Consider the following 24,468-nt stretch of genomic DNA (forward strand, 5'->3'; position numbering starts at 1 on the left):
TACGTTGGGTCTGTACGCGCTTGTTTCTGGTTGCTTGCCACGAGCAGACAGACGCCGCAGCGACTGGCAGCTCCTTGCTGAAATTCTGATCCGGCTGCAGGGCTGGCCGAATGTTGCAAGGGCTGGACTTGCCTGGAATGCACATGCACTCACAGACGAGCCAGCCCTTACCTGATTTACGTTACAGCTCAGTTCTGCGGTTCGTCTTCATCTGGCGCAGCGTCCGCCTGCAGGTCTTCACCGGCATCGTCCACTTCAGCTTCAGCGGCATCGACGATCACGCCGTCGATAACCTCTTCGCCTTCAAGCTCTTCGCCTTCGACTTCCGACGGCTCCTGAACACGCTCCAGACCGACCAGCTTCTCGTCGCTGGCCAGCTTGATCAGGGTAACGCCCTGGGTGTTACGGCCCAGACTGGACACTTCGCCGACCCGGGTACGCACCAGCGTGCCCTGATCGGAAATCAGCATGATTTCTTCGCCATCAAGCACCTGAACCGCGCCGACCAGACGGCCGTTACGCTCGTTGCTGACCATGGCGATGACGCCCTGACCGCCACGCTTGTACTCAGGGAACTCGGAAATGGCCGTACGCTTGCCGTAGCCGCGCTCGGAAGCAGTCAGAATCTGGCTGCCTTCTTCCGGGATCAGCATCGAAATCAGCTTTTGCCCTTCTGGCAGACGCATGCCACGAACACCGCGAGCGGTACGGCCCATGGCGCGCACGTCGGATTCCTTGAAACGGGTCACCTTGCCACCGTCGGAGAACAGCATGATTTCCTGCTCGCCATCGGTAATGGCCGCAGAGATCAGGATGTCGCCCTCGTCCAGCTCAAGGGCGATAAGGCCCGAGCTGCGCTGACGGCTGAATGCAACCAGCGGGGTCTTCTTGACAGTACCGTTGGCGGTGGACATGAAGATGAACGGAGCCTTCTTCTTGTCGGCAGCCTTGATACGGGCCTTGCGCTCTTCTTCGGTCTCGCTGCTGTTTTCCGCGTCGTCCAGCTCGCCTTCAAGGGCTTCGCCTTCTTCGTCGGCACGCTTGCGCATCGCTTCGAGGTCGACCGGCAGCATGGTGGTGATGTATTCGCCGTCGCTCAGCGGCAACAGGTTGACCAACGGACGACCACGGGCAGCGCGGGAGGCCTCCGGGATCTCGTAGGTCTTGAGCCAGTACACCTTGCCCTTGCTGGAGAACATCAGCAGCGTGGTGTGGCTGTTGGCGACCAGCAGGTGAGCAATGTAGTCCTCATCCTTGATGCCGGTGGCCGACTTGCCCTTGCCGCCACGACGCTGAGCCTGATAGACCGCCAATGGCTGGGTCTTGGCATAGCCGCCATGGGAGATGGTGACCACGCGCTCTTCTTCGGTGATCAGGTCACCCAGGGTCAGGTCCAGACGTGCATCGAGAATTTCGGTACGACGGGCGTCGCCGTACTCGGAGCGGATCACTTCCAGCTCTTCGCGGATCACTTCCATCAGGCGCGTTGCGCTGTTGAGGATGCGGATCAGCTCGCCGATCTGGTTGAGGATTTCCTGGTACTCGCCCAGCAGCTTCTCGTGTTCCAGGCCGGTCAGGCGATGCAGACGCAGCTCCAGAATGGCCTGAGCCTGTTCCGGCGACAGGAAATACTTGCCTTCACGCAGGCCGTATTGCGGATCGAGGTTCTCGGGGCGGCACGAATCGGCACCGGCACGCTCGACCATTTCGACCACTGCGCTCGATTCCCAAGGCGTCTTGATCAGCGCTTCCTTGGCTTCTGCAGGTGTCGGAGAGGCCTTGATGAGGGCGATGACCGGGTCGATGTTGGACAGCGCAACAGCCTGGCCTTCAAGGATATGGCCACGCTCGCGGGCCTTGCGCAGTTCGAATACGGTACGGCGGGTAACCACTTCGCGACGGTGACGAACAAAGGCTTCCAGCAAGTCCTTGAGGTTAAGGATGCGTGGACGGCCGTCAATCAGGGCAACGATGTTGATACCGAAAACGCTTTGCAGCTGGGTCTGGGCATAAAGATTGTTGAGAACAACCTCCGGCACTTCGCCACGACGCAGCTCGATAACCACGCGCATACCGTCCTTGTCGGACTCGTCGCGCAGCTCGGTAATGCCTTCGAGTTTCTTTTCCTTGACCAGCTCGGCGATCTTCTCGATAAGACGTGCCTTGTTCAGCTGGTAAGGCAGCTCGGTGATGACGATCTGCTGACGACCGCCAACCTTGTCGATGTCTTCGACGATGGAGCGGGCACGCATGTAAATGCGTCCACGACCCGTGCGATAGGCTTCGATGATGCCCGCACGGCCGTTGATGATCGCCGCTGTCGGGAAATCCGGGCCGGGGATGTACTGCATCAGTTCGTCGACCGTCAACTCTGGGTTGTCGATCAGTGCCAGGCAACCGTCGATGACTTCACCGAGGTTGTGCGGCGGAATGTTGGTCGCCATGCCCACAGCAATACCGCTGGAGCCGTTGACCAGCAGGTTGGGAATACGGGTCGGCATGACCGCGGGGATCATTTCGGTGCCGTCGTAGTTCGGCACCCAGTCCACGGTTTCCTTGTGCAGGTCGGCCAGCAGCTCGTGCGCCAGCTTGGTCATGCGCACTTCGGTGTATCGCATGGCCGCAGCGTTGTCGCCGTCGACCGAACCGAAGTTGCCCTGACCGTCTACCAGCAGATAGCGCAGCGAGAATGGCTGAGCCATACGAACGATGGTGTCGTACACGGCTGTATCGCCGTGCGGGTGATACTTACCGATCACGTCACCAACCACACGGGCGGATTTCTTGTACGGCTTGTTCCAGTCGTTACCCAGCTCGCTCATTGCGAACAACACGCGCCGGTGCACGGGCTTCAAGCCGTCGCGTGCATCGGGCAGTGCCCGACCGACGATTACGCTCATCGCGTAGTCGAGGTAGGACTGCTTCAGCTCGTCTTCGATATTGACCGGGAGGATTTCTTTGGCCAGTTCGCCCATGAGAAGCCTGATTCCTTTTTCTGGTGAAACCTCGCAAACCCATTCGGGGTATACGAAGCTCGCCGCTGCCAGCATGTGCAGGGCAGCGACTTACGACAAATCAACGAGTTATGCCATGAATCTACGCAGCGTGGGCGACTACAATCAGTGTCCCCGATAACCGCCGGATATTACCACAATCGCCGAGGTGCTCACATCCTTTGCAGGCGCTGAAAACGAGCCACCGGCGTGCAAGACGCCTGAGAAACGCTTACAGGCCCGCCCAGCCGCATTGCACAGCGGCAACGGCTCGAGCCTGTGCGCATCAGTGAAGGTGTTTACGACTCATCAATTGCGCCATGCGCGCGGTATCGGGACGCTCGACAATGCCCTTCTCGGTCACAATGGCATCGATCAGGTCTGCCGGTGTCACATCGAACACCGGATTGAAGGCCTCGACATCCGCGCCGACCCGCTGACCGCCCACTTCAAGCAGCTCACGACCGTCGCGTTCTTCAATGATGATGTCGTCGCCGCTGGCCATTTCCATGTCGATGGTCGAACTCGGTGCCACCACCATGAAGCGCACCCCGTGGTGCATCGCGGCTACGGCAAGCTGATAGGTGCCGATCTTGTTCGCCACGTCACCATTGGCGGTGATGCGGTCGGCCCCGACGATGACCCAGGTAATGCCCTTGGTACGCATCAGGTGCGCAGCGGCAGAGTCTGCATTCAAGGTGACCGGAATGCCTTCGTTGGCCAGCTCCCAGGCGGTAAGCCGCGAACCCTGCAGCCAGGGCCGGGTTTCATCGGCATAGACCCGCTCGATCATGCCTTCCAGATGCGCCGCGCGGATCACGCCCAGCGCAGTCCCGAAACCACCGGTGGCCAGCGCTCCGGTATTGCAGTGGGTGAGCACCGTCTGCAGATTGCCCTGATGCCTGCGGATCAGGTCGGCGCCCAGTTGCGCCATGGTCAGGTTGGCCTCGCGATCACTCAGGTGAATCGCCACGGCTTCTGCCTCAAGGGCCACGAGCGGATCGTCGCCGTCCTTGACACGCATCAGACGATCACGCATCCGGTTCAATGCCCAGAACAGATTCACGGCAGTCGGGCGTGAATCGGCCAGCAACTGCATGTCTTCTTCCAGCGCCGGATACCAGTCTTCGCCTTCGGCAATGCGCGCACGTGCGCCCAGCACCGCGCCGTAGGCGGCACTGATACCGATAGCCGGTGCCCCGCGCACGACCATCGTGCGAATCGCCTCGGCGACTCCCTCGGCGGTGGTATAGCGGTGCCAGACTTCCTCGAACGGCAGTACCCGCTGGTCCAGCAGGTACAGAGCGTCGTCTCGCCAATCGATGGCCTTAACTTTCTCTGCAGCCAACAGTCGATCGCGCATCGCCAACTCCATCTTGAACATCCGAAACCCAGCATCAAAAGCCGCTGATTATAGCGAGCCGCCTGCGAAGACGCTCGGGTATACTTCGCCATCAACGTAATAAACGATGGAAACCTTCTCATGCCGAACGCGACAGCACCGCTCGACCTTTTGCTCCTGCCCGCCTGGCTGGTGCCGGTCGAGCCCGCAGGCGTGGTGCTCAAGGACCACGGCATCGGCGTGCGCGATGGCTGTATCGTCTATATAGGCCCACGGGCCGAGGCATTGAGGCAGAATGCGGTGCAGGTGCAGGAGCTTCCCGGCATGCTGCTCAGCCCCGGCCTGATCAACGCCCACGGTCATGCAGCCATGACGCTGTTTCGCGGACTGGCCGATGACCTGCCACTGATGACCTGGCTGCAGGACCATATCTGGCCTGCCGAAGGCAAATGGGTCAACGAAGACTTCGTCCACGATGGCACCGACCTGGCCATCGCCGAGCAGCTCAAGGGCGGCATCACCTGCTTCTCCGACATGTATTTCTACCCCAAGGTAGCTGCCGAGCGCGTCCACGCCAGCGGCATGCGCGCACAGATCACCGTTCCGGTGCTGGATTTCCCGATTCCGGGGGCTCACACCACCGATGAAGCACTGCACAACGGTATCGAGCTGTTCAACGACCTCGCTCATCATCCACGCATCAAGATCGCCTTTGGCCCGCATGCGCCTTATACCGTGGGTGATGAAAACCTCGAAAAGGTCCGGGTTATCGCCGATGAACTGGACGCCATGATTCAGATGCATGTCCACGAGACCGCATTCGAAGTCGAGCAGGCTGTCGAACAGCGCCAGGAGCGCCCTCTCGCCCGCTTGAATCGCCTCGGCATGCTCGGCCCGCGCTTCCAGGCCGTGCACATGACGCAGATCAACGATGAGGATCTGGCATTGCTGGTGGAAAGCAATACCAACGTCATTCATTGCCCCGAATCCAACCTCAAGCTGGCCAGCGGTTTCTGCCCGGTCGAGCGATTGTGGCAGGCCGGTGTGAACGTTGCAGTGGGTACCGATGGCGCGGCCAGCAACAATGACCTGGACCTGCTCGGCGAAACCCGCACCGCGGCCTTGCTGGCCAAGGCTGTCGCTGGCTCGGCCACGGCGCTGGATGCCCACCGCGCGCTACGCATGGCGACCCTCAACGGTGCCCGCGCACTGGGCATTCAAGCCGAGACCGGCTCGCTGGAGATCGGCAAGGCGGCGGACATGGTCGCGTTCGACCTGTCGGGTCTGGCCCAGCAACCGATCTACGACCCGGTATCGCAGCTTATATATGCCACTGGCCGCGACTGCGTAAGCCATGTCTGGGTGGCCGGCAAGCAATTGCTCGACGCTCGCCGGCTGACCCGCATGGATGAACCCGCACTGCGCGACACCGCGATTGCGTGGGGCAAGCGTATTTCCGGTAAAGCCGAATAATTCGATTCGGACCGAACACATGCCAGTCAGGCTTATCTATAAGCCTGACTGATGAAAAAGAATTTTGAGTTCAAGAGGGACACCCATGAGCAACGTCGACCGCGCAGAAATCGCCAAATTCGAGGCCCTGGCCCATCGCTGGTGGGACCGCGAAAGCGAATTCAAGCCGCTGCATGACATCAACCCGCTGCGCGTCAACTGGATCGACGAGCGTGTCGGTCTGGCAGGCAAGAAAGTACTGGACGTCGGCTGCGGCGGCGGCATTCTGAGTGAGGCGATGGCCCTGCGCGGCGCAACAGTCACCGGCATCGACATGGGCGAAGCGCCGCTGGCCGTTGCACAGCTGCATCAGCTTGAATCAGGCGTCAGCGTCGAATATCGGCAGATTACCGCCGAGGACATGGCCGAAGAGATGCCCGAGCAGTTCGATGTGGTGACGTGCCTGGAAATGCTTGAGCACGTACCGGACCCATCGTCGGTGATCCGTGCCTGCTACCGCATGGTCAAGCCGGGCGGTCAGGTGTTTTTCTCGACCATCAACCGCAACCCGAAAGCTTATCTGTTCGCCGTGGTCGGTGCCGAGTACATCCTCAACCTGCTGCCGCGCGGGACTCACGACTTCAAAAAATTCATCCGCCCTTCCGAGCTGGGTGCCTGGAGCCGCGATGCAGGCTTGCAGGTCAAGGACATCATCGGCCTGACCTACAACCCGCTGACCAAGCATTACAAGCTGGCCTCCGACGTCGACGTCAACTACATGATCCAGACCCTGCGGGAGGCGTGAGAGATGCGTTTGAGAGCGGTTTTATTCGACATGGACGGCACCCTGCTCGACACCGCACCGGACTTCATCGCCATTGCTCAGGCGATGCTGGCTGACCGCAGCCTTCCCCCGGTACCGGAAAAACTGATCCGCGATGAAGTTTCAGGGGGTGCCAGGACCATGGTGGCAGCGGCCTTCGCAATGTCGCCGCAAGCGCCGCAATTCGAAGCATTGCGCCTCGAGTTTCTGGAGCGCTATCAGCGTGACTGCGCCGTCCACAGCAGGCTGTTCGATGGCATGGCCGAGTTGCTGGCCGACATCGAGAAGGCCGGCCTGATCTGGGGCGTGGTGACAAACAAGCCGGTGCGTTTTGCTCAGCCGATCATGGAACAACTCGGCCTGGCCGAACGCTCCGCCGTACTGGTCTGCCCTGACCATGTCACGCACAGCAAGCCGCACCCCGAGCCGATGATTCTGGCCTGCAAGATGCTCGACCTCGACCCGGCCAGCGTCCTGTTCGTAGGCGACGATCTGCGCGACATAGAGTCCGGTCGCGACGCAGGCACCAAGACCGCTGCCGTGCGCTACGGCTATATCCACCCCGACGACAACCCCGATCACTGGGGTGCCGACGTGGTGGTCGATCATCCGCTGGAACTGCGCAAGGTGCTGGATAACGCACTGTGCAGCTGCTGAACGAGGTTTTTACATGTTTGACTACTCCGCGCACCCGGAACTGCTCAAGGGCCGGATCATTCTAGTCACCGGTGCCGCTCGCGGCATCGGTGCTGCAGCCGCAAAAACCTACGCTGCCCACGGCGCGACTGTTCTGCTGCTGGGCAGGACTGAAGCCAGCCTGGCTCAGGTCCATGACGAGATACAGGCAGCAGGTCATCTGCTGCCGTTGGTCATACCCTTCGACCTGGAAAGCACCGACCCCGCGCAGTATCACGACCTGGCGACCATGATCGAGCGCAAAGTCGGCCGTCTTGACGGGCTGCTGCACAACGCCTCGATCATCGGCCCGCGCACTTCCGTGGAACACCTGCCAGGCGAAGACTTCATGCAGGTCATGCACGTCAACGTCAATGCCACCTTCATGCTCACCCAGGCACTACTGCCGCTGCTTCAGCGTTCAACGGATGCATCGATAGCCTTCACCTCCAGCAGCGTGGGCCGCAAGGGTCGCGCACAATGGGGCGCGTACGGGGTGTCGAAATTTGCTACCGAAGGCCTGATGCAAACCCTCGCCGACGAGCTTGAAGGCGTTACCAGCGTGCGAGCCAACAGCATCAACCCGGGTGCTACCCGCACCGGCATGCGTGCGCAGGCCTACCCTGACGAAAACCCGCAGAATAATCCCGCGCCCGAAGACATCATGCCGGTCTACCTGTACTTGATGGGGCCGGACAGTAAGGGCATAAACGGGCAGGCGCTGAATGCTCAGTGAGCAAAAATAACCAGACATTGCCGTGACGGAAAACTGTCACGGCAGGCGTTTTTAGCGGCATTTTAAGTCAAGGAATTGCCGACTCGCCCTCACTGTCAGAGAGATGGCGTCAGCTAAACCACTGATTTTAATAAGTCCGGGCAAAAATGAACCGAATGGCACGACATCCCCTCTAACCCAGCCAAGCCAGCAATATGTGCTGAGGAGCGAAGAGATGAATTTTCCTACCCAGACCCATGCAATCGATTTCGATACGGCTGAACTGCAACGCCTGGGTTTTCGAAATCGACCCGACGCCATACTTCCACCCCCGTCACTGCCCGAGCTGGTTTATCAGCTTGGGCGACAATTGCAGACCAGCCTGGAAGCCGAGCGGATACTGACCCTGTTTTTTCAGGGTGTGCAACGGTTCCTGCCATTGAGCGGCCTGGCCTATCGACATATCGAAAGTGACCTGAATCTGCGTCTGGGCGAGATGTCATCCGACAGCGCCACTTTTCACCTGCGTCACGAGGGCAAGTGCATCGGTGAGCTGGAGTTTCAAGGCGCCAAGCCATTTGATACCCGGCAGCTGAGCGACCTTGAATCGCTGCTGGTCTGTCTGGTCTATCCGCTACTGAATGCACTGCTCTATCGCATCGCTACACAGACGGCGTTGCGCGACCCTTTGACCAGTACCGGTAACCGTATCGCAATGGATCAGGGCCTGGCTCGCGAGATAGAGATATCGCGTCGTCACAAGCAACCGCTTTCATTGCTGATGCTGGATATCGATCATTTCAAGAAAGTGAACGACGAGTACGGCCATCATACTGGCGATGATGTACTGAAAACCGTTGCGCAAAGCCTGAAAGCGCAACTGCGCAATATTGATCGTGTGTTCCGCTACGGCGGCGAAGAGTTCGTGGTGATTCTTTCCAACACCGGAGCCAGCTCGGCTGAACTGATCGGCGAACGCCTGCGCCAGGCCGTGCGGAACCTCGAGTTTCGCGAGCTAGACCCGGCACTGACCATGACTGTCAGCCTGGGATGCTCGACACTGCTGCCGGCAGAAACCGCCGACAGCCTGCTGCGCAGGGCAGACAACGCTCTGTATGTCGCCAAGCGCGAAGGTCGCAACCGACTCGCCATGGCCAGCTAGCACTTTTCTGCCTCTCTCGCCCTGCCTCTACACTTCCAGCGCGGCAACACGCCCACGCGCAGGCTTGACCTTGTCCAGCTGCATGCAGCGTTCAAGGAACAAATGCATGTAATCGTAGCTCTTGGTAACAGCCTGACGCAGCTCGGCCTGCAGCTGCAGGCTCGGCTTGTTACCCACCAGTGTGCAAATGATCTCGAGCGCCTCCCAAGGGTGCGCGTCGTCGTACTGTGCATGCATCTTGAGCCACTTCATGGCTTTCTTGCGGGTTTCTTCAGGGAATGCTTCGGCGTAGACCCCATTGGAGCAGACCACTGCCGACCACTCGCCCGTTGCCCCTTCAATGGCATAGTTGGTGGCCGCCATCGCAACAGCCAGTGAATCCGAAGAGCTGGTCTGCCAGCACCAGTGGCTCAGTGCATGCAGCTCAGGCGCAACTCGTTGATCGTGGAGATCTTCAAGCGTCACGTCGTGCGCCGCACACCAGTTCACCCAGTAGTCGGCATGATTGAGTTCGACGCGAATATTGCGCATCAGCCAGCGGCGCGCCATGTCTTCGCCGGGATGACGACCAAAGCGGGTCTTGGTGAGGTTCTTGGCCATGTACACCGCGAACTGCTCGACAACCGGCCAACCGCCGATCAGGTAATGGCGCATGATCTGCGGGCTCAGCTTTGCATCACGCATCTGCTGGTACAACTCGTGCTCGACCACCCGTGCCTTTGCAGCGCTGCAATCCTTGATCAACTGCTGCGCCCAGGCCGGATAACTGCTGGCTTCCATGAGCGGACCGGTTCTCTCGAAAGTGTCGATCACTGGGTATCTCCTTATAGGGTTTCAACTGATTAACGTAGCGTTCCTGGCGCGCCGAACATCAGGGGGTCAGGCCGTACGGGCTGAATGTAAAGACTCTCGCAAGTGAACAATTCAGGGCGTGCTATCAGATACCCTTGTGCAAAATCCACGCCCATTTCCTGCAACGCAAACTCTATCTGCGGCGTTTCTACGTACTCGGCAATGGTGCGCTTGCCCATCACATGACCAATATTGTTGATGACCTCGACCATAGCCTTGTTGATCGGATTGTCGAGCATGTCCTTTACAAAACTGCCATCGATCTTCAGATAATCCACAGGCAAGTGTTTGAGGTAGGCAAAGGACGACATGCCCGAACAGAAGTCATCAAGGGAAAACTGACAGCCCAGCCCTTTCAACTCGTTGATAAAGCGAATTGCGCTGTCCAGGTCTGCAATGGCACTGGTTTCAGTGATCTCGAAACAGATCATTCCAGGCGATACGGCAAACGCCTTGAACTGCTGCTTCAGGTATTCGAGAAACGTATCATCTCCGATACTTGAACCGGATAAATTTATAGCACATAGCGCCTGTGGCACCTGATGCCGATCATCACTCTGGCATTGGGCGATCACTTTGAAGACATTGTGCACCACCCAGCGATCCAGCGTAGTCATAAGGCCGTAGCGCTCGGCAGCCGGGATAAAGTTGTCCGGAACCACCATTCGTCCGGACTCGTCACGCAGGCGCAGAAGAATTTCAATGTGCCGCACCTCGTCGCCTTCACCTTTGATCGACGCGATTTCCTGCGCATAAAGGCAAAAGCGATTTTCATCCATTGCCATGTGCAGACGCTGTATCCAGGCCATCTCGCCGAAACGCATCGACAGGGTCAGGTCATCAACACTGTAGACCTGAACCCGGTTGCGGCCCCTCTCCTTGGCCATATAACAGGCCATGTCGGCAGCAGACAACGACCCCTCAAGCGTGGCGGGTGTATCGCCAAGCTGCACCAGACCAATACTTACGGTAGTCATGAATGGCCGACCTTTCCACATGAAATGCAGGGTCTGCACGATCTCGCGCAGCGCCTCGGCTATATCGAGGGCCGTGTCGGCGGGGCAATCGACCAGCAACACGCCGAACTCGTCACCTCCCAGCCGGGCCAGTGTGTCACCGTCACGCAAGCCCTGCGGCAGTGCCCGGCAAAGCTGGCGCAGCAGCTCATCGCCCGCCGCATGACCACCGGTGTCATTGACCAGCTTGAACTGGTCAAGGTCAAGAAACATCAGGCAATGGCTGCCTGCCTGACCGTCAACAGTATCCAGTACCCGCTGCAGGCGGTGCTCGAATTCACTGCGATTAACCAGCCCGGTCAGCGGATCATGAGCGGCCTGCCATGACAGATCGGCGATGTACTGACGCTCCTGTGTCATGTCATGCAGCACCAGCACCGCCCCACTGACCACGCCTTCGTTGTAGATCGGCGTACCGACCAGCGCTACCGAGACCGTACTGCCATCCAGCCGCTGGATAAGCTTGCTGTTGGCGCTGCCGCCCTTGAGCTTGCCGGTAACGATCTGTTCGACCAGCGTCGACGTGTCCTTCTGATCGTTTTCATCCAGCAGATTGAACAGCGCTGTCAGCGGTAGCCCGCTGGCCTGGGTGCTTTTCCAGTGCGTCAGGCCCTCGGCTGCAGGGTTCATATAGACAATGGCCCCGGCCACGTCGATGGTGATCACCCCGTCGCCGATGGACTCCAGGGTAGTCTGGGCGCGCTCTTTCTCAAGTTGCAGGGCATCAGCAAACACGCGCCGCTGGACAATCAGACGACGCACACGCAGCAGCGCCAGAAGAATCAGTAAAACGGCGGTGACCAGATTGACCGCAATCAGCAGGTTGAGGATAAACCTGGACCCCTCGCCCAGCGCATCACTGAACGCCCGTGCTGCGGGCGTTACCCCTTCATTGATGACATTGATCTGCACTCGCCACTGATTGACCTCGGCGGCAGATACGCCGCCCTCACCGACCCGGTCGTGAATATGCCGGGCAAGCTCATTGAGTTGCATGAGGTAGCCATCACCCACCTCCCAAAAGTGAATGGCCTGCTTCATGAAACTGAAGTTATGGAAGTTCAGGTACATCCAGATGATGCCATTAGCGTCATCGGGGTGATTGCCGCCCTGGATGATCCCGGCCCTGGCATCTGCCATGGACGGAATGGGCTGATCGAGCGCCTTGCGCAAGGCGTGGCCACCCTGAGGGACGGAAAAGGCGTTCTGATACTTCAGATAGTCACGCTCATCATGCGTGATGGCGTATAGGCTCAGGTAATGGATGGCATCTTTCTGGCCCTTGGACCAGAGACTCTCGCCCGCCACATAGCTGCGCACCGCAGACATGGTGTAGAGGCTGACACACCCCAGCAACGCCTGAAACAGCGCGACGGCAATGAATGGCCATACGATGCCCAACAGACGGGGCTTGGAGAAGGTCCATGGTTGTTTCATGGGTTTCACCTCACCACATGCCTGAATAAACGTCTAGCGCAGAGACTAGGCTAGATTCGTGAATGATGGCAGGTGATTCTCCCGCAATCGAGCCAACCTGTGCGCTGATCGAAGCATCGCACATCAGATTTGTTGCAAGTGTCCGTACAACTTTGCGTAAAGACCTCCATCGGCAATCAACTGTTGATGTCCACCGTCTTCGACAATCCGCCCGCCATCAAACACCAGAACCCGGTCAGCCTGCTTCACGGCCGACAAGCGGTGAGCGATGATCAGCGTTGTGCGGCTACGCAGAAAACGGGCGAGGGCCTGATGCAGGTTGTACTCGGTAGCCGCATCCAGCGCCGAGGTCGCTTCATCGAGAATAACCACTTTGGGGTCGGACAACACCATGCGCGCGATGGCCATGCGCTGACGCTGCCCCCCCGACATTCTGACCCCGGAGCGCCCTACCACGCTGTCCAGCCCTTGCGGCAGATCGCGAATGGCTGACTCCAGTTGCGCAACTTCCAGCGCACGCCAGCAGGCTTCGTCGCTGCAGTCACGACCCATGGTCAGGTTGGCACGCACCGTGTCGTTGAACAGGGCGGGATGCTGCAGCACCACGGCAACGTTCTCACGCACCGTGTCCAGACCGATATCCTGCTGACTGACGCCGCCAAAACGGATCACTCCGGTGCGGGCCGTATACAGGCCCAGCAGCAACTGCACCAAGGTGCTCTTGCCACCACCACTGGCCCCGACGATAGCGACTTTTTCACCCGGCGCGATGCTCAGGTTCAGCTGGTCCAGCACCAGGTCTTCGCCATAGCCGAAAGTCAGGCCACGCACTTCGACCCCTACGGTTTCCTTACCTTCGAATGGATCAGTACCGCCGGCATATTGCGGCTCGTCGGCACGCGCCAGCAGCTCGTTGATGCGCGTCAGAGCACCACCCGCCGCGTAGTAGGCATATTGCAGATTCAACAGTTGCTCCACCGGCGTCATCATGAACCACAGGTAGCTGAACACTGCGAGCATCTGCCCGATCGACAGGTCCGAGAACAGCACCGTGAGCATCGCTGCGGCGCGAAAGATATCGATACCGAACTGGAACAGCAGCCCGCTGGCACGCCCCGAGGCGTCGCTTTTCCATTGCGAATTGGTGGCGTAATCCCGCACTTCCTGCGCCCGCACGCCCAGGCGGCCAAGGAAGAAACCCTGTCGATTACCCGCCCTGACTTCCTGAATTGCATCGAGCGTTTCGCTCAACGCCTGGGTAAAACGCGACGTGCTGTCGTTCTCCAGCTTTTTGAGGTGCTTGACGCGCTTGCCCAGCTTCACCGTGAGCAGAATCACCAGCGGGTTGAACAGCATGATCAACAGCGCCAGCTTCCAGTGCATCCACATCAGAATGCCCGCCGTGCCTGCCAGGGTCAGCGTGGCTACCAGCAGCCGACTGAGGGTTTCGCCGACAAACTTGTCCAGCGTGTCCAGATCGGTCACCAGATGCGTGGTCACCGTGCCGCTGCCCAGGCTTTCGTATTCACGCAGGGAAATACGCTTGAGCCGTTCGATCAGACGTAGCCGGATACGGTAGACGATGTCCTTGGCCAGCCCGGCAAACAGCCGCGCCTGCAGAACGTTGAACACCAGCGCCCCGACACGCAACACCAGGGTCAGCAAGAGCATCAGGCCGATGTAGCCCGCAGCCTTTTGCAGGCCATCAGGCAGCAAGTGATTCATGACTTTCAGTGCCGCATCGCCGCGCCCCAACAACACTTCGTCAACCAGCAACGGCAGCAACAACGGGATCGGCACGCTGCACAACGTCGCCAGAACCGCGACACCATTGGCCAGCCACAGGGCTTTTTTGTGCCGCAATGCAAGACGACGGATCTCGGCCCAACTCAACGCATCGCCATGCGGGGCGTGCGACTGTCGGGCGGCCTCGGGCGATTCATCACGCACTGGCTGCACGCTCCAGCCATCGACCCAGCAAGGGCGAAAGGCTGCTCAACGGCTGATAACCGTTGGTCAACAGCGCCAGCTGGCCGTTGCGCTCGGCAAGCAGAGTCGGAAAGCCGGCGATGCCCAGATCCTGCGCCCAGGCGAAATCAGCGGCCGTGGCAGCTTGCCGCTCCTTACTCTCGAATTCATCGGCAAATGCCTGACGCGACAACCCCGTCTGCTCGGCCAGCTCGGCCAGCAATGAAGGGCGGGTTACGTCACGGCCTTCGCCGTAGAAAGCCCGCTGAATCAGCCCGACCAGTTCCCAGGCGCGGTCCGGGTCCAACTGCCGCGCCGCAGTGACGGCCAGACAGGCAGGCGTGGTGTCGTAGACAAACCCTTCCGGCAGCGCACCGTCGCGAAGAAACGGCTGGCCGGTGGCCTCTTCGACCGCCTGCCAATGCTCAAGAATGTAACGACGCTTGGCCGGTTCCAGCGCTGCACCCTCAGAGCGCAGACCGCCCATGACCAGATGCAGCGGCACACCCGCCGCCCGAGCCTGTTGCACCAATGCGTCGGCAACCGGAGCGAAGCCCCAGCACCACGAACACATAGGGTCCATGACATAGATCAGGCGGGCAGACATGGCTCAGGCCTCGGAGGGTAGACGATAGTTACGACCAATCGGATGGGGCTGGTTACGTGCCTTGGCCAGTTCGATCTGTTTTTGCCGGTCGATGGCGCTGCGGCGAGTCTTCTCGCTCAGCGAATCCCAACAATGCGGGCAGCTGACACCCGGTGAGTAATGCTCGCTGGCGCGATCCTCGGCACTGATCGGCGTACGGCAGGCATGGCACTGGTCGTAGTCGCCTTCGGTCAGGTCGTGGCGCACCGTGACCCGGTTGTCGAACACGAAACACTCGCCGCGCCACTGACTTTCCTGCTCAGGGACCTCTTCCAGGTATTTGAGAATCCCGCCCTTGAGGTGATAGACCTCTTCAAAACCTTCGCCCAGCATGTAACTGGAAGCTTTTTCGCAGCGAATGCCACCGGTGCAGAACATGGCGACCTTCTTGTGCACCGCCGGGTCGAAATGCGCCTTGATGTACTCCGGAAACTCGCGAAAGGACGTGGTCTTCGGATCGATGGCGCCCTCGAAGGTGCCAATCGAGACTTCGTAGTCGTTGCGGGTATCGATCAATAGCACTTCAGGATCAGTGATCAGCTCGTTCCAATCCTTGGGCTCGACGTACGTACCGACGCTCTTGTTGGGGTCGACACCCTCTACGCCCAGGGTCACGATCTCTTTCTTGAGCTTGACCTTGGTGCGATAGAACGGCTGCTCGTCGCAGTAGGATTCCTTGTGGTCGATGTCGATCAGACGCGGATCGCTCTTCAACCAGGCCATCAGGCCGTCAATGCCTTCGCGGCTGCCGGACACCGTACCGTTGATGCCTTCATCGGCGATCAACAGCGTGCCCTTGATGCCGTTGTCGACCATCGCCTGCAACAGCGGCTCGCGCAATGCCACGTAATCGCTGAGGGTCACGAACTTGTATAGCGCAGCTACGACGATCGGCTGAGTCATCGGCTCTTGAGTCATGTATCTCTCCAGTGGCGACCCTCGCAAAGGGCCTACCGGGTAAAAATGTGCGGACAAAAAAACGCACCGGCCAGGCGGCGCGGTGCGGATTCTAGCAAAAGCCGGAGTGCAGCAGGCAGGTCAGCGGATCAATCGCCCCGGTAAAAGGGCGCAAATCAGCCAAAAAGCCTGATCAGTGACCGCCAGCGCAAGTCGGTGAAGCAGGCGCTGCACCGACCTTCGACCATTCTTCGGGCGTGTAGGTGTGCAACGCCAGCGCATGAAACTCGCCCATCAGGGCACCCAGCGTGGCGTAAACCTTCTGGTGCCGCTTGACCGAATTCAGGCCCTGAAACTGATCACTGACCAGAACAGCCTTGTAATGGGTCTGCTGACCACGACTGTGCATGTGGCTCTCGTCGAGCACTTGCAGATGGTGCGGTTGCAGCAGCGCAAGCGCCGACTCGATTCGTTGTTGCATGGTCATGGTCATGGCAGCAATCGCCTGTCAGGGCTTTTTGGCAGGAGCTGGAGCGGCTGCCTTGGCAGGTTCCAGTTCGGCAGTCATGTCAGCCAGAAGCTTGTTGACGACCGGCACTGCGCCTTCCAGTTTGCTCTGGGTCAGTTGAGCCGATTGCTGAGCCAGCTCAGGCATTTTGGTCATCACTTTCTTGCCCAGCGGAGACTGGTAGAACGCAACCAGGTCCTTCAGCTCGCTTTCAGTGAAATTGGCGGTGTACAGCTTGACCATCTCAGGCTTGAGCTTGTTCCAGCCAATGGCCTGGTCCAGAGCCGTGTTGGCTTTGGCCTGATAGGTTTCAAGCAGGGCTTTTTTCGATGCAGGTGCCTTGGTTTCAGCAAAACGCTGGGCGAACATCTGCTGAACCTGTGCATAGACCGGAGCGCCCAAGCGATCGGCGTTGGCAAGCTTCAGGAACGTTTCGGCGCTCGCGTTGTGACTGGCGGTGTCGGCGAAGACCTGGCCGCTGGCACAGACCAGGGCTACCGCGGTACAAATGGCACGAAGACGGGTCATCGAGTTTCCTTATCTAGCAAACGAGGCATTACCCCAGGGCCGACCATTCTGCGCTTATCTGGGCTTTTGGCTCAACCCCCGGTTCACCCAGCGGTTAAAAAGCACTGCGCGGGAACCCTGTCGGCATATGGACACCTAACCCTGCAACGCACTTAAAGGAGTAAGAACAGTGAGCCGCACCGAAACCGACAGCATTGGCCCGATCGAAGTCCCCGAAGATGCCTACTGGGGCGCGCAGACCCAACGCTCACTGATCAATTTTGCGATTGGCGACCAGCGAATGCCTTTGCCCGTTCTGCACGCGCTGACCCTGATCAAGAAAGCCGCGGCACGCGTCAACGACCGTAACGGCGACCTGCCCGCCGACATTGCCCGCCTGATCGAACAGGCTGCCGATGAGGTGCTCGACGGTCAGCACGACGCGCAATTCCCGCTGGTGGTCTGGCAGACCGGCAGTGGCACGCAAAGCAACATGAACGTCAACGAAGTGATCGCAGGCCGGGCCAACGAACTGGCTGGCCAAGGCCGTGGCGGCAAATCGCCGGTCCACCCCAACGATCACGTCAATCGCTCGCAAAGCTCCAATGACTGCTTCCCGACCGCCATGCACATCGCCACTGCTCAGGCGGTCAAGGCACAGCTGCTGCCAGCCATCGCCGAGCTTTCCAGCGGACTGGCCGAGCAGGCTGCGCGACACATGAAACTGGTCAAGACCGGGCGCACGCACATGATGGATGCGACCCCTATCACCTTTGGCCAGGAGCTTTCGGGGTTCGTCGCGCAACTGGATTACGCAGAAAAGGCCATTCGCGCTGCGCTGCCCGCCGTCTATGAGCTGGCCCAGGGCGGTACTGCGGTCGGTACCGGGCTCAACTCACCGAAAGGCTTTGCCGAGGCCATTGCAGCAGAGCTGGCTGCACTGTCCGGGCTGCCGTTCGTCACTGCGCCCAACAAGTTCGCCGCACTGGCCGGTCACGAGCCGCTTGCAGCGCTTTCCGGCGCATTGAAGACCCTGGCCGGAACCCTGATGAAAATCGCCAACGACCTGCGTCTGCTGGGCTCCGGCCCGCGTGCCGGGCTGGCCGAAGTCAGACTGCCCGCCAACGAGCCCGGCAGTTCGATCATGCCCGGCAAGGTCAACCCGACCCAGTGCGAGGCCTTGTCGATGCTGGCCTGCCAGGTCATGGGCAACGACGTGACCATCGGCTTTGCCGCCAGCCAGGGCCACCTGCAACTCAACGTCTACAAACCGGTGATCATTCACAATGTGCTGCAGTCGATTCGCCTGCTGGCCGATGGCTGCAGCAATTTCAACGAGCACTGCATTGCAGGCATGGAGCCGGATGCTGAAAAAATGGCTGAGCACCTCGAGCGCGGACTGATGCTGGTTACTGCACTTAATCCGCATATCGGCTATGACAAGTCGGCGCAGATTGCCAAGAAAGCCTACACCGAGGGGCTGACCCTGCGCGAAGCCGCGTTGGCGCTGGGTTATCTGACCGATGAGGAGTTCGACGCCTGGGTGCGTCCGGACAAAATGCTCGAGGCAGGCAGTAATGGCTGATGCCAGAAGCGGCGCAACGCCACTGGAAGGTAACGGCAAACGGATTCTGATGGTTTACGGTACGCCGAAAGCCATCAGTCTCTGCCACGCCCTGGGCGAAGCCTATGCACAGGCTGCGCGCAGTGAAGGGCATGTGGTGCGGGAACTCAAGCTGGGTGAGCTGGATTTCGACCCCATTCTGCACAATGGCTACGATCAGACCCAGACACTTGAACCGGACCTGCTCGAAGCCCAGCGCCAGATTCACTGGGCCGAGCATCTGGTATTCGTTTATCCGGTCTGGTGGGGCGGCTTGCCGGCGCTACTGACGGGCTTTTTCGACCGGGTACTGACGCCCGGTTTTGCGTTCAAAACTCACGGCCGCAAGCAATCCTCCAATGAGCTGCTCCGAGGACGGACGGCGGAGCTGCTGGTCACCATGGACACGCCGCCACGCTACTTTCACTGGATTTACGGCGCGCCGGCTCACCGGCAGATGGTGCGGACGATATTGGGCTTTTGCGGGATAAAGACCAAACGCCTTAGCGAATTTGCCCCGGTGCATAGCGCCAGCGAACAGCAACGCCAGGAATGGATTCTACAGGCACAGGCACTGGGCAAGCGCTGACCTGTTCGGGCAGCGAATTCAGGCCTGCGCCAGCCTTGCCTTGCGCGCTCTGAGGCCGGCGACCAGTGAAGGGCCAAGCGCGGTCAGCGCCGACCCCGTTACGACCAGCATCGCGCCGCCGTAACCCAGCACGTTCAATTCCTCTGCCTGCACATAATCAGGCCATAGCCACGCGGCGGCAGCCACGGCGGTCAGCGTGACCAGCGGCGTCAACGCAAGCGTCGCGCTTACCCGTGACGCCTCCCAATGTGCCAGCGCTTCAGCGAAAGCACCATAGGCCACCAGCGTATTCAGACAGCAAGCGAGTAGCAGCCAGCCCTGCAACGGGCTCAACAATAGCGCCTCGGCAGGGTGCGCCCAAGGCGTGAGCAACAGCGCGCAAAACAGGTAGATCACCATCATCACCTGCAGCGAATTCCATACCGTCAGAAGCTGCTTCTGACTCAGCCCGTAGAACGTCCAGATGGTCGAGGCCAGGAGCACCACCAGCACACCAAGGGTGTAATCGCCCAAGGAGGTGAACAGCTCCACCAGACGCTGATTGAAAAAGAAGCCGAAACCAATCAGCAGGACGACCAGACCAATGCCCTGCCCCAGACTGAAACGTTCCTTGAACAAAAAGATACTGCTGATCAACAGGAAGATCGGGCCGACCTGAACCAGTAATTGCGTGGTACCGGGGCTCAGCAGCCGCAAGCCGATGAGGTACAGCACGTAGTTGCCGACCAGGCCGAATACCGCCAGCCCCACCAGTATCTGGCCCTTGCGTCCCAGCACCTTGAAGCTGGGCAGGCGCTTGACCGACGCCAGCCAGATGAACAACAGCGCGCCGGAAACAGACAGGCGAAACCAGGTCACAGTGACTGGGTCCATCACCTGCAGAACCTGCTTGAGCTTGATTGGCAGAATGCCCCAGAGCAACGCAGTCAACAGCGACAGACAAAGGCCATAGACCCAGCGACCAGACGAGATGTGCATTGAACCTTCCGCAAGAGATAGAACAAGCTACTCATTCTAGGCGCTGATCGGCAAAGCAACAGTTACAGCTGGGCGCAGTTAACGCCACCAATTGTGTTCTTTACCCCTGACCGCCGTGATTGCGCTGATACGTCTCACTGCCCATGGCCTGAATCTGACCTTCGATCAAGGCGTCGAAAGGCTTCAGCAGCGCCTCGAAAGAGCGTGGCGCTTCCAGCGTCTGCAAGGTATGAACGATAGCCTCAAGCGTCGATAAGGCGTCCGGGCCCGGCGCTTTGCGCAAGCGATAACGCGAAACCGGCACAGTGCCTGGTGTGACCCTTGGCAGCTCAGCAAGCAAGGGATTGAGATGCAGCAGTTTGCGCGCCTTGCGCCAGGTGCCATCCGGCACGACCAGCAGCATGGGCAGCGAATTCTGCGCATAAGGCGTCAGCGTCTGCGCAGCCTCACCCGGAAACAGCAATCGAGGCTGATAGCCGGGCGGATTCAGAATCTCTTGCAGATCGTCGAACACTTCGCCCACCAACAACTGCGCATTGACCAGACCCAGTGCGGCCAGTCGCGCCGTATTCAGCGCGTGGCTGACTTCATCGGGATGCTGCAGGATCAACACTCGCGTGCGACTGTCCAGTTGCGGAATCAGGGCGCACAGACAATGCGTGGCAGGACGCAGACAACGCTCACAACGGGCGCGGGACATGGATCAGTACTCGGTCTATCTCACAAGGTTAAAGGTGCTGCAAAGCACAACGAATCAGCGTTGCCACCAACCGCCTGTCGAACAGCCCTGCATTTTAAACAAATCGGCACCATAACGGCGGGGCAATCCACAGCCGCAACGGCGATTTGAGCTAGCCTCATGGGTCTGGGCTGGAGAAATGAAGTACGCCTGTTGTATCTGACAAGATCCACATCAGGGGCTTTCATGAATCGCGAAGAGATCAGGCAAAAGGTATTCAACGCCCTAGGCATCATTCTAGTGGACAAGAGTGCGATTCAGGATGACGCCACGCTCGCCGATCTGGCCCTTGATGACGATGATATCGAGCTGTTTTTCCTCGAACTGAAGGAAGCCATCGGCTTCACACTCACGGAAACCATCAGGACAGCGGTAATCGCCAGCCCAGGACAGCTTGCGTTGCACAGGATCATAGGACTGATTTTATTGCAGGAGACGGAAAAGGGCTCGATAGAGCCGAAGAACGAGCCCGGGCATCAGCACTAACGCCAGCTCTTGTATCGGGACGCCCTGTGCGCCCCGACGAAATTCAACATGCGCACTACCCTGTGGCCAGGATCAGGCGAGAGGCTTACCGGCGTTGACGGCGACGATCGTCGTCGGCACGAACCGGAATGGGTTGCAGTTTTGGGCGTTCTATCAGACCCAGTGCAACGCCTACATCGTGGAGCCATTCTTGCAGTTTGCTATTCATAGAGCCCCCTTGAGGGAAATACCCGGCAGTCAATCCGTACTCATCACTCACTAGAGATCATAGAAGCAAATGAACTGTTAGCCGAGTGCAACGAGAAACAATTTTCCCGATGGAGCCAATGTGACAGTTGTGCAGCATCGCTTCTAGTCTTTGCGACGGACGGCCTGTTACTGAACGTTGCGCCGACCAAGCAAACTGATCATTCAGGCGGACTGATCAGGCCGTCATTGTCAGTCATCGCCCGTTCAAGCAAGTCCGCCGGCAGACTCTTGCTGGCACGCGCGCCCAGCAGTTTGAGTTGCTCGCTGCGGCTGATCAGGTTGCCGCGCCCCTCCGTCAGCTTGTTGCGCGCCGCCGAGTAGGCCTTGTCCAGTTGCTGCAGACGGTTGCCTACCTCGTCCAGATCCTGAATGAACAACACAAACTTGTCGTATAGCCAACCTGCCCGTTCGGCAATCTCGCGTGCGTTCTGGCTCTGACGTTCCTGCTTCCACAGACTGTCGATGACCCGCAAGGTGGCCAGCAGTGTGGTGGGGCTGACAATCACGATGTTGCGATCAAAAGCTTCCTGAAACAGATTCGGCTCCGCCTGCAAGGCTGCAGAAAAAGCCGCTTCGATAGGCACGAAGAGCAGAACGAAATCCAGACTGTGCAGCCCTTCAAGGCGCTTGTAATCCTTGCCCGAGAGACCTTTGACGTGATTGCGCAGCGACAGCACATGCTGCTTGAGCGCAGCCTGACCGATAACGTCGTCATCAGCCGATACGTACTGCTGATACGCCGTCAGGCTGACCTTGGCATCGACCACCACTTGCTTGTCACCGGGCAGCATGATCAGTACATCAGGCTGAAAGCGCTCGCCGTCCGGCCCCTTGAGGCTTATTTGCGTCTGGTATTCACGGCCCTTTTCAAGCCCGGCATGCTCCAGCACTCGCTCAAGAATCAGTTCACCCCAGTTGCCCTGGGTCTTCTGCCCTTTCAGGGCGCGCGTCAGGTTGGTGGCTTCATCGCTCAAGCGTTGATTCAACTGCTGCAGACGTTCCAGCTCCTTGGCCAACGAAAAGCGTTCACGGGCTTCGTTCTGATAACTTTCCTCGACGCGCTTTTCGAACGACTGGATACGTTCCTTGAGCGGCGTGAGCAATTGCCCCAGTTGCTGCTGGCTGGTTTCGGCAAAACGCTGCTCACGCTCATCGAATATCTTGCCTGCCAACTCGGCGAACTGCGCACGCAGCTCATCCCGGGAACCCTGCAGATCATTCAGGCGCTGCTGATGGCTGTCCTGCTGTTCACGCAGCTCAGCGTTCAATGCTGCGCAGTGCGCATCCAGACGACGCAACTCGGCTTCTCTGCCGGCACGCTCACGATTCCAGGCATGCGCCGTTTCGCGAGCGCTATCACTTTCCTGACGCAGCAACTCGACCTCGCGCCGCAGCGCTGCAAGGTCGGCCTGTTTGGCCGCATTGGCCTGTCCGAGGTCGCTTACCTCGTCGCGGCAGGCATCCAGTTGCGCATTGAGGCCTTCCTGCGCCATCTGCGCCATGCTCAGGCGCTCGTCCAGCAGCGCGCTCTCGGCCTGACGAAGCGCCAGACGACGCTGTAACTGCCAAAGCAATGCCAGCAAGGGCACAGCAGCTGCAGCAAGCCCCAGTAACAGGCTGTTCAGGTCCAGTGCCATAAAGACTCCATGCAGGCTGAATCATCGCCAGCGGCAGTGTGGGTAAGCGCGTGATAGTGCAGCAGAAACGTCGTCTTGGGCGAGGCAAGATCAACAGGCGGGGGTTAAATCGGGGGGACGGATTGTACGCGCTTTCTACAACGTGCACAGCCCCCATTTCGGGGACATTTCAGCCGGGACAATCCACAGAAGCTGTGGATAACTCAGTGGACAACCCCCCTTTAACTCTCGCAAACGCAAGCAGGATGCGGCCTGCGCTCAAACTGACGATTTTTTCACCAACTAAAAAAAACGATGTTTTTCATTGACTTAATAATTCACCACCATAAATCAAACCCTTAGCAACGCTTGTGACAGTGATGTGGCAGCTTGTTCAGCTAATGTGCACAACTCCTTGCCGGGGCCCTTTTCAGCCATTTCGGGCATCATATGATTGTTGCTCGATTGCATCTTATTCTCAATGAATACGTGGCTTTCAGCAGTCTTTCAGCCGCTGGAATCGGCCTGCCGCCAACGAAGCCCGCACCTCACCAGACACCTTGAAAACAATGCGGGCGACAAATCGTGCATCTCGCGGTCCAACCACTGCCAAAAAAGACCAAATATCAGCCACCAAGGATTCAGTGAAGGCCCATGAAGGAGATAGTGAAGTTCTTCCTGCTGCTGTTGGCCGTCTGCATCGTCGCCCTCGCGGCCAGTATTGTCCTGCCACCGCCGGACGGCGGCGTCTTCGCCTACAGCGTGCTGTTGTCGGCAATTGCACTGCTGCTGATCATCTGCAGCGACCTGAGCAATGGACGTATCAACAAGGCAGGCGACATCATGCGCGCCATCGAAAGCCGCAAGTCTCTGCGCCTGACCATCGCTGCCTACCTGCTCGGCTGCTCGATGGTCGCGTCCGTGACCGTGCTGATCTACCGCCTGGTCGGGCACTGGTAAAATTTATTCAGCGCCGCTTGCAATGCTTCGACATGACGGGTAGCATGGCCGCCGTTAGTACCAAGCTGAAAATCAATTCCGGTCGACAAGTCCCCCGACAGACACTCCTCCATGCGACGAGAATGTTGGCAACAAGGGATCGACCACCTCGATGGTTTCCAGACATGAACCTTTCGCGCTGATGCACCATTTGGGGTGACAGTGCAGTCATGGCTCTCATGGTCTGCTTCAACCAGCCTGCAATTGATCAGGATC

General features: G+C 59.0%; 22 protein-coding genes. 9 read left to right on the plus strand and 13 right to left on the minus strand.

From position 1 onward, the window contains the following. Window positions 1–188 precede the first annotated feature (188 nt). On the minus strand, window positions 189–2,975 hold the full coding sequence (gyrA, locus tag KP808_RS18145) for a DNA gyrase subunit A (protein WP_058401271.1): 2,787 nt from the start codon (window positions 2,973–2,975) through the stop codon (window positions 189–191). Between the two features lie 304 nt (window positions 2,976–3,279). After that, complete coding sequence (gene mtnA / locus KP808_RS18150) at window positions 3,280–4,356, minus strand: S-methyl-5-thioribose-1-phosphate isomerase (RefSeq protein WP_058401270.1); 1,077 nt, start codon at window positions 4,354–4,356, stop codon at window positions 3,280–3,282. Between the two features lie 120 nt (window positions 4,357–4,476). Between mtnA and KP808_RS18155 the strand changes: the two genes are divergently transcribed. The 5 genes from KP808_RS18155 (at window position 4,477) to KP808_RS18175 (ending at window position 9,162) form a co-directional block, all read left to right on the plus strand. Then, window positions 4,477–5,808 carry a TRZ/ATZ family hydrolase gene (locus tag KP808_RS18155; RefSeq protein ID WP_230016611.1) on the plus strand — a complete coding sequence of 444 codons (1,332 nt, stop codon included), beginning with the start codon at window positions 4,477–4,479 and terminating at the stop codon, window positions 5,806–5,808. Window positions 5,809–5,893: 85 nt separating this feature from the next. Continuing rightward, the gene (gene ubiG / locus KP808_RS18160; RefSeq protein WP_002554570.1) at window positions 5,894–6,592 is read left to right on the plus strand and encodes a bifunctional 2-polyprenyl-6-hydroxyphenol methylase/3-demethylubiquinol 3-O-methyltransferase UbiG; all 699 of its coding nucleotides are present in this window, start codon (window positions 5,894–5,896) and stop codon (window positions 6,590–6,592) included. A gap of 3 nt (window positions 6,593–6,595) precedes the next feature. Next, window positions 6,596–7,267 (plus strand): N-acetylmuramic acid 6-phosphate phosphatase MupP, encoded by a 672-nt coding sequence (gene mupP, locus KP808_RS18165; protein ID WP_230016612.1) that lies wholly within the window; start codon window positions 6,596–6,598, stop codon window positions 7,265–7,267. A 13-nt stretch (window positions 7,268–7,280) separates the two neighbouring features. Continuing rightward, window positions 7,281–8,021 (plus strand): YciK family oxidoreductase, encoded by a 741-nt coding sequence (locus tag KP808_RS18170; RefSeq protein WP_058408399.1) that lies wholly within the window; start codon window positions 7,281–7,283, stop codon window positions 8,019–8,021. A gap of 214 nt (window positions 8,022–8,235) precedes the next feature. Further along, a complete protein-coding gene (locus KP808_RS18175) occupies window positions 8,236–9,162 on the plus strand; it encodes a GGDEF domain-containing protein (protein ID WP_002554573.1) in 927 nt (308 codons plus the stop codon). 27 nt (window positions 9,163–9,189) lie between these two features. Here the strand turns inward: KP808_RS18175 and KP808_RS18180 are convergent, their stop codons facing one another. The 7 genes from KP808_RS18180 to KP808_RS18210 all read right to left on the minus strand — a co-directional run bounded on the left by KP808_RS18180 (window position 9,190) and on the right by KP808_RS18210 (window position 17,014). Then, window positions 9,190–9,975: a TenA family transcriptional regulator gene (locus KP808_RS18180; protein WP_058401266.1), complete on the minus strand. Its 786-nt coding sequence runs from the start codon at window positions 9,973–9,975 to the stop codon at window positions 9,190–9,192. Window positions 9,976–10,004: 29 nt separating this feature from the next. Beyond that, window positions 10,005–12,467: an EAL domain-containing protein gene (locus KP808_RS18185; RefSeq protein WP_057407809.1), complete on the minus strand. Its 2,463-nt coding sequence runs from the start codon at window positions 12,465–12,467 to the stop codon at window positions 10,005–10,007. 123 nt (window positions 12,468–12,590) lie between these two features. Then, entirely contained in the window at window positions 12,591–14,417 is a 1,827-nt protein-coding gene (locus tag KP808_RS18190) for an ABC transporter ATP-binding protein (RefSeq protein WP_230016613.1), read from the minus strand. After that, window positions 14,410–15,042, minus strand: a complete 633-nt coding sequence (locus KP808_RS18195) for a DsbA family protein (protein WP_057403438.1) — start codon at window positions 15,040–15,042, stop codon at window positions 14,410–14,412. Before KP808_RS18195 ends, KP808_RS18190 begins: the two co-directional genes overlap by 8 nt. 3 nt (window positions 15,043–15,045) lie before the next feature. Further along, window positions 15,046–15,984 (minus strand): oxygen-dependent tRNA uridine(34) hydroxylase TrhO, encoded by a 939-nt coding sequence (gene trhO / locus KP808_RS18200; protein WP_032701549.1) that lies wholly within the window; start codon window positions 15,982–15,984, stop codon window positions 15,046–15,048. A 187-nt stretch (window positions 15,985–16,171) separates the two neighbouring features. After that, complete coding sequence (locus KP808_RS18205) at window positions 16,172–16,465, minus strand: BolA family protein (protein ID WP_002554579.1); 294 nt, start codon at window positions 16,463–16,465, stop codon at window positions 16,172–16,174. Window positions 16,466–16,486: 21 nt separating this feature from the next. After that, on the minus strand, window positions 16,487–17,014 hold the full coding sequence (locus KP808_RS18210) for a DUF2059 domain-containing protein (RefSeq protein ID WP_230016614.1): 528 nt from the start codon (window positions 17,012–17,014) through the stop codon (window positions 16,487–16,489). A 169-nt stretch (window positions 17,015–17,183) separates the two neighbouring features. Here KP808_RS18210 and KP808_RS18215 point away from each other — a divergent pair, with 169 nt between their 5' ends. Together KP808_RS18215 and KP808_RS18220 are read left to right on the plus strand one after the other, a co-directional pair. Beyond that, window positions 17,184–18,578, plus strand: coding sequence for a class II fumarate hydratase (locus KP808_RS18215; protein ID WP_054096977.1), 1,395 nt, complete (start codon window positions 17,184–17,186; stop codon window positions 18,576–18,578). Then, window positions 18,571–19,185: an NAD(P)H-dependent oxidoreductase gene (locus KP808_RS18220; protein ID WP_058408402.1), complete on the plus strand. Its 615-nt coding sequence runs from the start codon at window positions 18,571–18,573 to the stop codon at window positions 19,183–19,185. Before KP808_RS18215 ends, KP808_RS18220 begins: the two co-directional genes overlap by 8 nt. Before the next feature lie 18 nt (window positions 19,186–19,203). On the opposite strand, the gene KP808_RS18225 is transcribed toward KP808_RS18220, so the two are convergent. Both KP808_RS18225 and KP808_RS18230 read right to left on the minus strand, forming a co-directional pair. Then, the gene (locus KP808_RS18225) at window positions 19,204–20,163 is read right to left on the minus strand and encodes a DMT family transporter (protein WP_122281667.1); all 960 of its coding nucleotides are present in this window, start codon (window positions 20,161–20,163) and stop codon (window positions 19,204–19,206) included. A 100-nt stretch (window positions 20,164–20,263) separates the two neighbouring features. Then, complete coding sequence (locus tag KP808_RS18230; RefSeq protein ID WP_058408404.1) at window positions 20,264–20,863, minus strand: tRNA-uridine aminocarboxypropyltransferase; 600 nt, start codon at window positions 20,861–20,863, stop codon at window positions 20,264–20,266. Between the two features lie 225 nt (window positions 20,864–21,088). On the opposite strand from KP808_RS18230, the gene KP808_RS18235 reads away from it, so the two are divergent. After that, window positions 21,089–21,388, plus strand: coding sequence for a hypothetical protein (locus KP808_RS18235; protein WP_230016615.1), 300 nt, complete (start codon window positions 21,089–21,091; stop codon window positions 21,386–21,388). Window positions 21,389–21,473: 85 nt separating this feature from the next. Here KP808_RS18235 and KP808_RS25980 read toward each other — a convergent pair whose 3' ends face one another. Next, window positions 21,474–21,596 (minus strand): PA1414 family protein, encoded by a 123-nt coding sequence (locus tag KP808_RS25980; protein WP_003418154.1) that lies wholly within the window; start codon window positions 21,594–21,596, stop codon window positions 21,474–21,476. A 199-nt stretch (window positions 21,597–21,795) separates the two neighbouring features. Continuing rightward, entirely contained in the window at window positions 21,796–23,160 is a 1,365-nt protein-coding gene (gene rmuC, locus KP808_RS18240) for a DNA recombination protein RmuC (protein ID WP_202906751.1), read from the minus strand. A gap of 747 nt (window positions 23,161–23,907) precedes the next feature. Between rmuC and KP808_RS18245 the strand changes: the two genes are divergently transcribed. Further along, entirely contained in the window at window positions 23,908–24,213 is a 306-nt protein-coding gene (locus KP808_RS18245) for a hypothetical protein (protein ID WP_058401259.1), read from the plus strand. Window positions 24,214–24,468: the final 255 nt, after the last annotated feature.

This window comes from Pseudomonas savastanoi, from assembly GCF_020917325.1.
GTDB lineage: Bacteria > Pseudomonadota > Gammaproteobacteria > Pseudomonadales > Pseudomonadaceae > Aquipseudomonas > Aquipseudomonas amygdali.

Excerpts from the sequence above, each read along its gene's own strand:
- mtnA (WP_058401270.1), bottom strand. The coding sequence starts at position 4,356 with ATGCGCGATCGACTGTTGGCTGCAGAGAAAGTTAAGGCCATCGATTGG.
- KP808_RS18210 (WP_230016614.1), bottom strand. The coding sequence starts at position 17,014 with ATGACCCGTCTTCGTGCCATTTGTACCGCGGTAGCCCTGGTCTGTGCC.
- KP808_RS18185 (WP_057407809.1), bottom strand. The coding sequence starts at position 12,467 with ATGAAACAACCATGGACCTTCTCCAAGCCCCGTCTGTTGGGCATCGTA.
- ubiG (WP_002554570.1), top strand. The coding sequence starts at position 5,894 with ATGAGCAACGTCGACCGCGCAGAAATCGCCAAATTCGAGGCCCTGGCC.
- KP808_RS18225 (WP_122281667.1), bottom strand. The coding sequence starts at position 20,163 with ATGCACATCTCGTCTGGTCGCTGGGTCTATGGCCTTTGTCTGTCGCTG.
- mupP (WP_230016612.1), top strand. The coding sequence starts at position 6,596 with ATGCGTTTGAGAGCGGTTTTATTCGACATGGACGGCACCCTGCTCGAC.
- KP808_RS25980 (WP_003418154.1), bottom strand. The coding sequence starts at position 21,596 with ATGAATAGCAAACTGCAAGAATGGCTCCACGATGTAGGCGTTGCACTG.
- KP808_RS18235 (WP_230016615.1), top strand. The coding sequence starts at position 21,089 with ATGAATCGCGAAGAGATCAGGCAAAAGGTATTCAACGCCCTAGGCATC.
- KP808_RS18220 (WP_058408402.1), top strand. The coding sequence starts at position 18,571 with ATGGCTGATGCCAGAAGCGGCGCAACGCCACTGGAAGGTAACGGCAAA.
- KP808_RS18195 (WP_057403438.1), bottom strand. The coding sequence starts at position 15,042 with ATGTCTGCCCGCCTGATCTATGTCATGGACCCTATGTGTTCGTGGTGC.
- gyrA (WP_058401271.1), bottom strand. The coding sequence starts at position 2,975 with ATGGGCGAACTGGCCAAAGAAATCCTCCCGGTCAATATCGAAGACGAG.
- KP808_RS18155 (WP_230016611.1), top strand. The coding sequence starts at position 4,477 with ATGCCGAACGCGACAGCACCGCTCGACCTTTTGCTCCTGCCCGCCTGG.
- trhO (WP_032701549.1), bottom strand. The coding sequence starts at position 15,984 with ATGACTCAGCCGATCGTCGTAGCTGCGCTATACAAGTTCGTGACCCTC.
- KP808_RS18230 (WP_058408404.1), bottom strand. The coding sequence starts at position 20,863 with ATGTCCCGCGCCCGTTGTGAGCGTTGTCTGCGTCCTGCCACGCATTGT.
- KP808_RS18205 (WP_002554579.1), bottom strand. The coding sequence starts at position 16,465 with ATGACCATGCAACAACGAATCGAGTCGGCGCTTGCGCTGCTGCAACCG.
- KP808_RS18175 (WP_002554573.1), top strand. The coding sequence starts at position 8,236 with ATGAATTTTCCTACCCAGACCCATGCAATCGATTTCGATACGGCTGAA.
- KP808_RS18170 (WP_058408399.1), top strand. The coding sequence starts at position 7,281 with ATGTTTGACTACTCCGCGCACCCGGAACTGCTCAAGGGCCGGATCATT.
- KP808_RS18245 (WP_058401259.1), top strand. The coding sequence starts at position 23,908 with ATGAAGGAGATAGTGAAGTTCTTCCTGCTGCTGTTGGCCGTCTGCATC.